This is a genomic window from Lentzea jiangxiensis (genome assembly GCF_900104175.1).
In the GTDB taxonomy this organism is placed as follows: Bacteria; Actinomycetota; Actinomycetes; order Mycobacteriales; family Pseudonocardiaceae; genus Lentzea; species Lentzea jiangxiensis.
Window position 1 is genome coordinate 103374 of the sequence record NZ_FNIX01000020.1, and the last position, 12140, is coordinate 115513.

Here is a 12140-nt window from a genome sequence, read left to right on the forward strand (position 1 = left end):
CGCTGGAAGCGTGAAGCCCTTGCTCGTCGTCGACGCCGCCAACGTCGTCGGGTCGGTGCCCGACGGGTGGTGGCGCGACCGGGCGGCCGCGGCCGAACGCCTCCGCGACGCCCTGCGCGGCCGCGACGAGGAAGTCGTCCTGGTCGTGGAGGGCAAGGCGCGCAACGTCTCCTCCGTCGAAGACGTCCGTGTCGTCGCCGCACCCGGCGACGGCGACGACACGATCGTCGAGGTGGTGCGCGAGGAGGGCGCCGGCCGCGCCGTGACCGTCGTGACGGCCGACCGGGAGCTGCGGCAGCGGGTGACCGCCCTGGGCGCCGAGGTGGCGGGACCCACCTCGGTCCCGCGCCGTTAGAGGCGGAAGAGCCGTTCGAGGACCTGCGCCACGCCGTCCTCGGTGTTCGGCGGCGCGTGGTTGGCGCAGGCCTGCTTCACGAGCGGGTGCGCGTTGCCCATCGCGTACGCCGTGCCGGCCCACCCGAGCACCGACAGGTCGTTCGGCATGTCCCCGAACGCGATGACCTCGTCCTTGCCGATTCCCCTTGTGCCGCACAGGCTTTCGAGCGTCGCCGCCTTCGACACACCGGGCGGGCTGATCTCCAGCAAGCCGAGACCTCCCGAGTGCGTGACCGCGACGTGCTGCCCGACGGCCTCCCGGGCGATCTCCATCATGTGGTCGCTCTCGGCGTCCGGCGCCCACGCGAGCATCTGCACGACCTGGTGCGCCTCGTCGAAGACGTGGTCGAGCACCTCCAGCGTCCGATGTGGATTGCTCGGCCCGAACCCCCGGAACCCCGGCTCGCACAGCACTTCCAGCCCGGTCTCGACCGCGATGCCGACACCGGGGATCACCTCGGCCAACGCCTCCGACACCTTCCGCACGACGTCGAGCGGCACCGTCTGCGCATGCGTCACCTCGCGGTGGGTGAGGTCGTAGACCATCGCGCCGTTGGAGCAGATCGCCGTGCCGGTCAGCCGCAGGTCCTGCACGAACCGCGGCGGCCGCGCGGTGACGACCACGACGTCCGCCCCGACGGCGTCGAGCGCGGCGCGGGTGCGGTCGCTGAGCACGCCGCCCGGTCGCAGCAGCGTGCCGTCGAGGTCGGTCGCGATCAGCCTGAACACCGGCCGATTATCGGGCCTGGCGACGGCGCGGACGAAGCCCTTTTCGCCGGGGCCGGTGGCAGCTCACCCGACGCACCCCGCACGGGCGGTGCCGCACCCCCGCTTCCTCGGGCAGGATCGTTCCATGACCCATCGAGTGAACGACATGCCGCTGCCGCTCTGGCTCCCCGAGTCGGGCTCCGGCCCCGGCATCGTGCTGATCCAGGAGATCTTCGGCCTGGACGGCTACCTGCGGGGCATCGCGGAGAAGCTCGCCGCGCTCGGCTACGTCGTGGCGGTGCCCGAGCTGTTCCACCGCTTCCAGCCCGGCTGGGTGGGCGAGCACGACGAGGCCGGCATCCAGCGGTCGATGGAGGTCGTCGGCAACCTCGACTTCCCGCTCGCCGTGCAGGACGTCGTGGCGTCGGTGGAGTACCTCCGCGGGCTGCCCGAGGTGAGCGGTGGTGTCGGTGTGCTCGGCTTCTGCCTCGGCGGCACGCTGGCGTACAACGCGGCCGTCGCGTCGGACCCGGACACGGCCGTGTCGTTCTACGGTTCCGGTGTGCCGGACCAGATCGGCACGCTCGGCGAGGTGTCGTGCCCGATCCTGTTCCACTTCGGCACCGAGGACGCGTACATCACCGAGTACCGGAAGGTCGTGGACGCGGTGGAGGGGCACGACAACGCCGAGATCCACCTGGAGCCCGCGGGCCACGCGTTCCTCAACCACCTCGGTCCCTGGTACGACCAGGCCGCCGCCGACCGCGCCTGGGACCTCACCGCGCAGTTCCTCGCGCGCACGCTGCCCGTCTAGGCGATGCACGGCACCGCGAGCTGCTGCGAGAAGAACCTCTCCAGCGGCTTGCGGTGCAGGCGTCGTTCGACGGCGATCAGCTCGTTGCGCCGGTAGTGCCGGACCTGCGTGCTGGTGATGACGAAGCCGTTGCGTTCGGCCGTGGGCATCTCGTCGTAGAGCAGGGCGTGTTGTCCTTGCGTCACCACGACGTCGGCGAGGCCGTCCGGGATCTCGCCTGCCCGCGTCGCGACGGTCGCGGCCAGCGCGTCCGGGCGGTTGCGCAGCCTGCGGTGCGGCCACGGGACGCCGTGGTGCTCGGCTTCCAGGGTGCGGTGCAACGCTCGGGCGGCGTGCCGGATCGCCTTGATCGAGTCGCCGGTGAGCACGTGCGCCTGCGGGTGGTCGAGGGTGGTGTCGCGGCGGAAGCCGGCGCAGACGACGACCCTGTCGTACCGCAGTTCGCCGGTGCCGTCGATCGTGGCGACGAACTCCTCGCCTTCCTTGCGGATCCGCTGCACGGTCCGTCCGACGGTGTGGGTGAGGCGGGCGGTGGCCGAGATGTTGTCCGCCGTCTCGAACGCGCTGTGCCCGCGGCCGATGATCAGCACCCGCTTGCCCGCGTACTCGGTCGGGTCGGTGCTCGCGCTCGCGTAGGTCTCCGCGTGCTCGACGCCCGGAATGCTGGGCAGGTGGGGCTTTTTGCCCGTCGCGATGATGACGTGCCGCGCGTGGTAACCGCTCAGGTCGCTGACAGGTGTGTTGTACCGGACGTTCAACGGCCGCGCGAAGTCCTCGAGATAACGCACCAGGTCGTCGGCGTTCGGGAAAGACCTCTTGCTGTAGCGCGAGAACGGCACTCCGTCGAACAACCAGTTGTCGTCCGTCGAGAGAACGCGGTGCCGCGGAAACGTCCGGAAGAAACCCGCCGGCTCCGGATCCGCCTCCACGACCAGGTAGTCACGGCCTGCACGGTGCAGGAAACTCCCCATCTGCAAGCCCGCCGGACCCGCACCGATCACCAGGTACTCCACCATCACGCACCTCCCGGCGTCCTCTACGCCAAAGATGGCGCAAAAGTTCAGACGGGCGGTTAACGTCCACCATGTGGATTCCGGCCTGGTTTGGTCGATCAGAAGGCATCTCGTCCTCGTTGTGCTGATCGGCCTAACGGTTTTCGCCCTCGCGGCGGCACTGCTGTGGACGGCACTGGGATTTCCCACCGCGCCGACGAGTCGTCTCGACATCATCAAGGTCGCGCTGACCGTCGTCGCGGGCATCGGCGGTGTCGTCGCCTTGGTCGTGGCCTACCGCAAGCAACGCATCAGCGAGTCCGCCGAGACGCGCGAACGCGTGAAGCTGCTCAACGAACGCTTCGGCGCCGCCTGCAACCAGATCGGCAACGAGTCGCCCGCCGTGCGGCTGGCCGGTGTCTACGCGCTCGCCTCGCTCGCCGACGAGTGGCCACAGCAGCGGCAGGTCTGCATCGACGTGCTCTGCGCCTACCTGCGCATCCCGTACGAGCCGGAGCTGGAGTCGCAGTGGTACCTCGACGCCGAGTCCGAGGTGCGCCTGGCGATCACCGGCGTGATCTCCCGCCACCTGCGCGACGGCGCGGCGGTCAGCTGGCAGGGCCACGACTTCGACCTCGTGCGGGCGGTGCTGCGGTCGGCGGACTTCGCGGGCGTCCGGATCCCGTCCGGGAAGTTCTTCCTGAGCCTGGCGCGGTTCCCCGCCGGCTGGATCTCGTTCGACGGGATGGTGGTCTGCGGCGGCGAGGTGTGGTTCGGCGGTGCCACGTTCGACGGCGCGCGCGTGACGTTCGACGGGGCCGAGTTCAGCTCCGGGCGGGTGCAGTTCGACGGCGCGGAGTTCAACGGCGGTGAGGTGTCGTTCCGCGGCGCCCGGTTCACCGGTGGCGAGGTCGATCTGTCGGAGGCGCGGATCCGGAAGATGCCGGTGTTCGACGACGGCGAGAAGCCGGGACTGCGGCTGCCGTGAATTGTCGGTGGCGGCTGCGAAGATCACCGGCATGGGAACCTGGGACATCGGCCACTTCGACAACGACACCGCCGCGGACTTCTCGGCCAAGCTGCGCGAAGCCGCGGAGGCCGAACGGGAGAACATCATCCGCACCGCACTGACCAGCACGATCGAGTCCGACGAGTTCCTCGACAGCGACGAGGCGTGCCAGGCGGTGGCCTCGGCCGCGCTGATCGCCGCACAGCTCCCGGGCGGCACGTCGGTCACCACCGCGTACGGTCCGGGCGTGCCGATGCCCGCCTTCTCGCCGGAGGTGCGCGCTCTGGCCGTGCAGGCGCTGGACCGCGTGCTGGCGCCGGAATCGGAGCTGCGCGAACTGTGGGACGAGGCCGGGTACGGTCCGAAGTGGCGGGAGGGCATCGACGAGCTCAAGGCCGTCCTTCTCACCTGATGGACGTCGGAACAGCACGACCGTCCACAGTGTTGGATACGGCCGTGACGACTGTGAAGCGCCGTGCCCGTGTCCGTGCCCCCGAGCTCGTCGGCCGCGGCTGGCTGAACACCGGTGGCACCACGGTCAGCCTCAAGGACCTGCGCGGCAAGGTCGTGCTGCTCGACTTCTGGACGTTCTGCTGCATCAACTGCCTGCACGTCCTCGACGAGCTGCGGCCGCTGGAGAAGGAGTTCGAGGACATCCTCGTCACGATCGGCGTGCACTCGCCGAAGTTCGTGCACGAGGCCGACCCGGACGCCCTGGCGGCCGCCGTCGAGCGCTACGAGGTGCACCACCCGGTCCTCGACGACCCGGAGCTCACCACCTGGCAGAACTACGCCGTGAAGGCGTGGCCGACACTGGTCCTCGTCGACCCCGAGGGCTACGTCGTGCACGTCGCCGCAGGTGAGGGCCACGTCGAGGCGCTGAGGACCATCATCGGCGAGCTGGTCGCGGAGCACGACGCGAAGGGCACGCTGCACCGCGGTTCCGGTCCGTACCAGGCCCCGGAGCCGGCGAGCACCACGCTGCGCTTCCCGGCCAAGGCCGTCGTCACCCCCAGCGGCACGATCCTGGTGAGCGACTCGGCCCACCACAGCATCGTCGAGCTCGAGGCGGACGGCGAGACCGTCGTCCGCCGCATCGGCACCGGCGAGCGCGGCAGGCAGGACGGCACGTCCCCGACCTTCTCCGAGCCCGCGGGCCTCGCGCTGGTGCCGAACACCCACGGCTACGACGTCGTCATCGCGGACACGGTCAACCACCTCCTCCGCGGCCTGGACCTGACCACCGGCGAGGTCACGACAATCGCGGGCACCGGCGAGCAGTGGCGCGACGGCGAGACGGACGGCCCGGCGGACAAGATCGAGCTGACGAGCCCGTGGGACGTGGCGTGGTGGAACGGCGGCGTGGCCATCGCCATGGCCGGCAACCACACGCTGGGCTTCTTCGACCCGGCGGCGGGGACCGTCCGCCGCCTGGCCGGCACCACCGTCGAGGGCATCAACGACGGGCCCGCCGAAGGCGCCTTTTTCGCGCAGACGTCCGGGCTCGCGGCGGACGGCGACCGGCTGTGGATGGTCGACTCCGAGACGAGCGCGCTGCGCTACCTGGAGCACGGCGAGGTCCACACCGTCATCGGCAAGGGCCTGTTCGCGTTCGGGCACAAGGACGGCGACGCGGACGAGGCGCTGCTGCAGCACCCGTTGGGCGTCACGGTCCTGGACGACCACTCGGTGGTCATCAGCGACACCTACAACAACGCGGTCCGCCGCTACGACCCCGCGGCCCGGACGCTGACGACCATCGCCACGGACGTCGCCGAGCCGTCCGACGCGCTGCTGGTCGACGGTGAGCTGGTCGTCGTCGCGAGCGCCGCCCACCGCCTGGAGCGGTTCGCGGCGTCCGCCACCAGGATCGACGGCGCCGCCCACGAGGTGAAGCGGCCGTCGACGGACATCGCGTCCGGGGCGTTCGAGCTCGCGGTCGTCTTCACCCCGCCGACCGGGACGAAGCTGGACGAGAGGTACGGCCCCTCAACGCGTTTGGAGATCACGAGCTCTCCCCCGGAGCTCATCCTCGAGGGCGCGGGCGTCAGCACCGAACTGGTACGGGCGTTGCGGATCAACGATCAGGTCACGAACGGCGTTCTGCACGTCGTAGCGCAGGCCGCCAGTTGCAGTGACGATCCTGCCGACGAACACCCGGTCTGCCGTCTGACCAGGCAGGACTGGGGGGTCCCCGTCCGAGTGGTTGCCGATGCACCTACCCGCCTACCGCTGCTGATGGGCGGCATGGACGAGGGGGCTGGGCAAGCCACGTAGACTCTGCTGGTGCCTGATGTCAAGCTCGAGATCCAGATGCTCTACGACCGTGTGATGGTCCGCATCTCGCCGGAGGACGGCGAGCGGCGTTCCAGCGGTGGCATCGTGATCCCCGCTACTGCCCAGATGGCGAAGCGGTTGGCGTGGGGTGAGGTGTTCGGAGTCGGTACCGGAGTGCGCCACGTGAAGGTCGGCGACCGGGTGATGTTCAACCCGGAGGACCAGTTCGAGGTCGAGGTGCAGGGCACCACGTACCTCGTGATCAGGGAACGCGATCTGCACGCGGTGGCGACCGAGCTGACCGAGCACGGTACTGGTCTGTACCTATGAGCCGCCGGTTCGTGATCTGCGCCTGATAGCTGCACACATATGCCACCTCAGGAGAGACAGGCAACGGGGAGAGCTGTGCCGTACGACGCTGACAAGACGAGAGCGATGCCTCCGGTGGGTCCAGGCGGCACGTCCTCCGAGCAGACGACCAGGTTGACCCCGGTCCAGGTGGACGCCTCGACCGAGGCCTGGCCGTCTGAGGAGCCCGACTCGAACGAGCCGACCGTCACCGCGGCCGTGCCCGGCGTCGGGTTCCCGGCGGGCGAGGCGGCCACGGAGTACATGAAGCCGGTGGGGCCGCCCGAGCCGCAGCCCCTGCCCCGGCCGGAGGACTCCGGCGTCCACGGGCCCGTGATGGTCGAGCCCGGCGCGGACGAGGCACAGCCGAAGAACACGAAGAAGAAGGCGCTGATCGTGGTCGCGGCCGCCATCGGCGTCCTGGGGTTGCTGTACGGCCTCGACATCCTCGTCTCGAGCGGCAACGTCCCGCGCGGCGTGACCGTGGCGGGCGTCGACGTCGGCGGCATGGCCCACGACGAGGCCGAGAAGAAGCTCCGCGACGAGATCGGTCCCCGCCTGAGCAAGCCCGTCGCGCTCAAGGCCGGCGACGTCACGGCGGAGCTCGACCCGAACGCGGCGGGCCTCGAGCTCGACTGGAACAGCACGATCGACCGTGCCGGCAGCCAGCCGCTCAGCCCGATCACGCGCGTCACCTCGTTCTTCACGAGCCGTGAGGTCGGTGTCGCGACGAAGGCCGACGACGTGAAGGTCTCCGGCGCGCTGGAGGCCATGCGCCCCAAGCTCGACCACGAGCCCGTCGAGGGCACCATCAGGTTCGAGGGCGCCACCCCCGTCGCCGTCGAGCCGCACGCGGGTCAGAAGCTCAAGACCGAGGGTGCCGTCAGCGCCGTCGTCGCGAACTGGGCGTCCGGCGACCCGGTCGACGTCCCGATGGACTTCACCGAGGTCAAGACGACCAAGGAGGGCGTCGAGAAGGCGCTCAACGAGATCGTGAAGACCGCGGTCTCCGGTCCGGTCGTCATCAAGGGCGAGGGCAAGGACGCGACGCTCACCCCGGAGCAGATCGGCACCACCCTGTCGTTCGCCCCCGGTGAGGGCGGCGCGCTGAACGTGACGCCGAACAGGGACAAGCTCGCCGAGGTCACGACGCCGCAGCTCAAGGACACGGTCAAGGAGGGCAAGGACGCCCAGATCGTCTTCGAGGGCGGCAGGCCGACGGTCAAGCCCTCGGTGGACGGCCTCGACCTCGACTGGGACAAGAACCTCCAGCCGTACTTCGACACGCTGAAGAAGACCGACGGCCGCGAGATCAAGTTCGAGTACAAGCACACGCCCGCGAAGGTCACCACCGAGCAGGCGAACAAGATGGGCATCAAGGAGGTCATCGGCGAGTTCCAGACCGGTGGCTTCACCCCTGCCTCGGGTGTGAACATCCGCGTCGTCGCCGAAAAGGTCAACGGCGCGATCGTGAAGCCCAAGGAGACGTTCAGCCTCAACAAGTACACGGGTCCGCGCGGCACCGCGCAGGGCTACGTCGAGTCGGGCATCATCGAGAACGGCATCCCCGGCCAGGCGGTCGGCGGCGGCATCTCGCAGTTCGCGACCACGCTCTACAACGCGTACTACTACGCGGGCATGAAGGACGCGGGCCACCGGGAGCACAGCTACTGGATCACGCGGTACCCGAAGGGCCGCGAGGCCACCGTGTTCATGGACGGCGCAGGCAACAGCGTGATCGACATCGCCTTCACGAACCCGGACGACACGGGCGTCGCGATCCAGACGATCTGGACGCCTTCGTCGATCAAGATCGTGCTGTGGGGCACCAAGAACTACGACGTCACCGGCTCCACCAGCGGTGATTTCGCCCCCACGCAGCCGCAGGAGAAGAAGGTCAACAAGGCCGGTTGCACGCCGAGCAACGGCTCACCCGGCTTCTCCGTGACGGACACGCGCACGATAACGGACCGCCGCAACGGCCAGTCCCGCACCGAGTCGCGCACGGTGAAGTACGACCCGCAGTTCAAGATCATCTGCGAGCCGCCGCCGCCTGGCAGCTGACAAGACGCTGGTTCACGGTGGCCACGCGCGGGTATTCACCCGTTCGTGGCCACTTTTGCGCAAGAGGCGCGAAGACATCCCGTCGTCCAGACGCTGGGGCGCGCGGGGATGGTGTTGTACGGGGTTGTGCACGTCCTTGTGGCGTGGCTCGCGATCCAGGTCGCGTTCGGTGCTTCCGAACAGGCCGACTCGAAAGGCGCGTTGAGCGACATCGCCCAGGCCGGTTCGTGGCTGCTGTGGACCCTGGCGATCGGGCTGGTGTGCTTCGCGCTGTGGCAGCTGCTCCTGGCGTTCGTCGGGTACACCTACATCGACAAGAAGCGCAAGCGGATCTCCAAGCGCATCGGCTCCGCGGCCCGTGCCGTCACGGCGACCGGTATCGCCTTCGGTGCGTTCAAGTACGCGACTGGGTCCGGTGGCTCCGGCAACCAGAACCAGCAGCAGCAGCAGGAGCTCACCGCGCAGGTGCTCTCGTGGCCCGGTGGCCAGTTCATCGTCGGCGCCATCGCCATCGGCATCCTCTCCATCGCCGGTGTGATCATCTACAAGGGCGTCAAGAAGTCCTTCGAGAAGGACCTCGACATGAGCCGCGCGCCGTCGTGGATCGAGCCGGTGGGCAGGATCGGCTGGATCGGCAAGGGCACGGCCTATGCGGTGATCGGTGTCCTCGTCGGACTCGCCGCCGTCAACGCGGACCCGCAGCAGTCCGGTGGCATGGACAAGGCGCTGAAGACGCTGGCGGCACAGCCCTACGGCATGTTCCTGCTGACCGCGGTCGCCATCGGCATCGCCGCGTTCGGCGTCTACTGCTTCGCCGCTGCCCGCGCTCTCAAGGAGTGACGTCGGTGGCCGCGCGCCTGTGCTGGTGCCGGGCCGCGGCCTCCTGCGCCTCCACGGTCATCAACGACAGGACCTGACCCGGCGCCACGTAGAAGACGTTGGGACTGCCGGCGTCCGGCCCCCAGCCAGGGCTCCCGCGCAGCAGCAGGAGGTCGCCGGGGTCCAGGTCGGTCCCCTCGAACCACGTTTCCTGCTCGATCCCGGTCCGCTCCCACGCGATCACGGCCTTCGTGCCGTGCTCCGCTCCCTGGTGGACCTGCGCCACCCTGGCCAACTCGGCCCCGGGCGACGCTTCGCGCAGCTCGTCCATGTGCTGCCGGTACCCGGACCACAGCGCGTCCTGGCGCCGCTGCCGGTTCTTCACGCGGCGCAGGACGAGCGTCGCGAGCACCGCGACACCGGCGATCGCGCACACCATCAGCAGGTACAGGGCCACCGGGCAATTTTTGATTCCGAACGAGGCCCTGTCAACTGACAACGAAGTCAAGCTGCACCCGGTGAGGTCTTCGCGCTGGTGCTGTTCGACCTCGGTGCCGCGGTCGGTCCGCTGTTCTTCCGGCGCAATGGAAACGGGCCCGCGCACCTCGGGCAGGAGGTACGCGGGCCCGTCGTCGGTGAGGGGCTCAGAAAGCGCTCTCGTCGATGTCCATCAGCGCGTTGTCCGTGGACTCCGCGATCTTGCGGCGCGAGGTGAGCTCCGGCAGCACGTTCTTCGCGAAGAACGACGCCACCGCGATCTTGCCCTCGTAGAACGCCTTGTCCTTGGCGGACGGCGTGCCGCCGAGCTTCTCCAGCGCGACCTCGGCCTGGCGCAGCAGCAGCCAGCCGACGAGGACGTCACCCGCGGTCATCAGCAGGCGGACCGAGTTCTGGCCGACCTTGTAGAGGTTGCGGACGTCCTCCTGCGACGTGGTCAGGAAGCCGACCAGGGCGCCGAGCATGCCCTGCAGGTCTTCCAGGCCCTGCTTCAGGAGAGCGCGCTCCTCCTTCAGACGGCCGTTGCCGCCCTCGTTGTCGAGGAACTTCTGGATCTCGCCGTTGATGAACGCGAGCGCCTGGCCCTTGTCGCGGATGATCTTGCGGAAGAAGAAGTCCAGCGACTGGATGGCCGTGGTGCCCTCGTACAGCGAGTCGATCTTCGCGTCGCGGATGTACTGCTCGATCGGGTACTCCTGCAGGAAGCCCGAGCCGCCCAGCGTCTGCAGCGACTGCGCGAGCTGCTCGTACGCGCGCTCCGAGCCGACACCCTTGACGATCGGCAGCAGCAGGTCGTTGACCTTGGCCGCCAGCTCCGCGTCATCGCCGCCGAGCATCACCTTGTCCTGCAGGGTCGCGGTGTAGAGGTACACGGCGCGCAGGCCCTCGGCGTACGCCTTCTGCAGCATCAGGCTGCGGCGGACGTCGGGGTGGTTGGTGATGGTGACGCGCGGGGCGGTCTTGTCCGTCATGCGCGTGAGGTCGGCGCTCTGCACGCGCTCCTTGGCGTACGACAGCGCGTTCAGGTAGCCGGTCGACAGCGTCGCGATGGCCTTGGTGCCGACCATCATGCGGGCGTACTCGATGACGTCGAACATCTGCGCGATGCCGTCGTGCACCTCGCCGAGCAGCCAGCCCTTGGCAGGCACGCCGTGCTGGCCGAAGGTCAGCTCGCACGTGGTGGACGCCTTGAGGCCCATCTTGTGCTCGACGTTGGTGACGAAGGCGCCGTTGCGCTCGCCCAGCTCACCGGTCTGCGGGTCGAAGTGGAACTTCGGCACCAGGAACAGCGACAGGCCCTTGGTGCCGGGCTTCGCCTCGATCCCCTCGCCCTCGGGACGAGCGAGCACCATGTGCATGATGTTCTCGGTCAGGTCCTGGTCCGCGGACGTGATGAAGCGCTTCACGCCCTCGATGTGCCAGCTGCCGTCGTCCTGCTTGAAGGCCTTGGTGCGGCCGGCGCCGACGTCGGAGCCGGCGTCCGGCTCGGTCAGCACCATCGTGGCGCCCCAGCCGCGGTCGATCATCAGCTGGGCCCACTGCTTGTCGCGCTCAGTGCCGTTGTTGTAGACGACCGTCGCGAAGCTCGGACCCGCCAGGTACATGTAGACGGCCGGGTTCGCCCCGAGCAGCAGCTCGGACGCGGCCCACGTGACCGACGGCGGGGTGCCGAAGCCGCCCAGCTCGTTCGGCAGGAACAGGCGGTACCACTCGCCGTCCCACACCGCCTGGTACGACTTCTTCAGCGACTCCGGCAGGGTGGCCGAGTGCGTCGCCGGGTCGAACACCGGCGGGTTGCGATCGGCGTCGACGAAGGAGTCCCCGAGGACACCCTCCGCGAGGTTCTTCACCTCGGCCAGCACGCTGCGCGCCGTGTCCTCGTCGGACTGCTCGAACGGCCCCGTGCCGAGGTGGTCCTGCACGTTGAAGACCTCGAACAGGTTGAACTCGAGATCCCGGACGTTGCTCTTGTAGTGGCCCATCTCGTCAGCTCACTCCTCAGGGTCGCGGCAGGGTCGCCTACTGACCGGTAACAACAGAGTATTACTCGACAGTAACCTCGGCAAGGCCGACCAGCCGGTGGTGGCGAAAGAGACACTCCTCCGCACGCCCTGAACCGGACATGAGCGAGCGGGGAGGCCGCTCGCGCGAACGCGGCGGCCGATCAAGAAGTGCAACCGGCAGGTGTCCAGCCGGCAGCCGGATCGGGTCGCGC

The 12140-nt window shown here is 69.0% G+C and carries 12 protein-coding genes; 8 read left to right on the plus strand and 4 right to left on the minus strand.

What is annotated here, in order from left to right; translation table 11 throughout:
- The first annotated feature begins 10 nt into the window (after nucleotides 1-10).
- Entirely contained in the window at nucleotides 11-355 is a 345-nt protein-coding gene (locus tag BLQ91_RS33645) for an NYN domain-containing protein (RefSeq protein ID WP_090103528.1), read from the plus strand.
- Here the strand turns inward: BLQ91_RS33645 and BLQ91_RS33650 are convergent.
- Nucleotides 352-1125 carry an HAD family hydrolase gene (locus BLQ91_RS33650; RefSeq protein WP_218130499.1) on the minus strand — a complete coding sequence of 258 codons (774 nt, stop codon included), beginning with the start codon at nucleotides 1123-1125 and terminating at the stop codon, nucleotides 352-354. The genes BLQ91_RS33645 and BLQ91_RS33650 overlap by 4 nt on opposite strands.
- A gap of 124 nt (nucleotides 1126-1249) precedes the next feature.
- Here BLQ91_RS33650 and BLQ91_RS33655 point away from each other — a divergent pair, with 124 nt between their 5' ends.
- Entirely contained in the window at nucleotides 1250-1918 is a 669-nt protein-coding gene (locus BLQ91_RS33655) for a dienelactone hydrolase family protein (RefSeq protein WP_090103530.1), read from the plus strand.
- Here BLQ91_RS33655 and BLQ91_RS33660 read toward each other — a convergent pair.
- Complete coding sequence (locus BLQ91_RS33660) at nucleotides 1915-2934, minus strand: NAD(P)-binding domain-containing protein (protein WP_176960087.1); 1020 nt, start codon at nucleotides 2932-2934, stop codon at nucleotides 1915-1917. The genes BLQ91_RS33655 and BLQ91_RS33660 overlap by 4 nt on opposite strands.
- Before the next feature lie 118 nt (nucleotides 2935-3052).
- Here BLQ91_RS33660 and BLQ91_RS33665 point away from each other — a divergent pair, with 118 nt between their 5' ends.
- From BLQ91_RS33665 to BLQ91_RS33690, 6 genes are all read left to right on the plus strand, one after another.
- Entirely contained in the window at nucleotides 3053-3898 is an 846-nt protein-coding gene (locus tag BLQ91_RS33665) for a pentapeptide repeat-containing protein (protein ID WP_176960088.1), read from the plus strand.
- 31 nt (nucleotides 3899-3929) lie between these two features.
- On the plus strand, nucleotides 3930-4331 hold the full coding sequence (locus BLQ91_RS33670; RefSeq protein ID WP_090103629.1) for a DUF4259 domain-containing protein: 402 nt from the start codon (nucleotides 3930-3932) through the stop codon (nucleotides 4329-4331).
- Entirely contained in the window at nucleotides 4331-6196 is a 1866-nt protein-coding gene (locus tag BLQ91_RS33675; protein ID WP_090103533.1) for an NHL domain-containing thioredoxin family protein, read from the plus strand. The genes BLQ91_RS33670 and BLQ91_RS33675 overlap by 1 nt, the downstream gene beginning before the upstream one ends.
- A gap of 9 nt (nucleotides 6197-6205) precedes the next feature.
- On the plus strand, nucleotides 6206-6526 hold the full coding sequence (locus BLQ91_RS33680; RefSeq protein WP_176960089.1) for a GroES family chaperonin: 321 nt from the start codon (nucleotides 6206-6208) through the stop codon (nucleotides 6524-6526).
- A 282-nt stretch (nucleotides 6527-6808) separates the two neighbouring features.
- Nucleotides 6809-8608: a VanW family protein gene (locus BLQ91_RS33685; protein ID WP_425412569.1), complete on the plus strand. Its 1800-nt coding sequence runs from the start codon at nucleotides 6809-6811 to the stop codon at nucleotides 8606-8608.
- Nucleotides 8609-8716: 108 nt separating this feature from the next.
- Nucleotides 8717-9448 (plus strand): DUF1206 domain-containing protein, encoded by a 732-nt coding sequence (locus BLQ91_RS33690; protein WP_090103536.1) that lies wholly within the window; start codon nucleotides 8717-8719, stop codon nucleotides 9446-9448.
- Here the strand turns inward: BLQ91_RS33690 and BLQ91_RS33695 are convergent.
- Entirely contained in the window at nucleotides 9438-9884 is a 447-nt protein-coding gene (locus BLQ91_RS33695; protein ID WP_090103538.1) for a hypothetical protein, read from the minus strand. The genes BLQ91_RS33690 and BLQ91_RS33695 overlap by 11 nt on opposite strands.
- Nucleotides 9885-10071: 187 nt before the next feature.
- On the minus strand, nucleotides 10072-11907 hold the full coding sequence (locus BLQ91_RS33700; RefSeq protein WP_090103539.1) for an acyl-CoA dehydrogenase: 1836 nt from the start codon (nucleotides 11905-11907) through the stop codon (nucleotides 10072-10074).
- Nucleotides 11908-12140 lie beyond the last annotated feature (233 nt).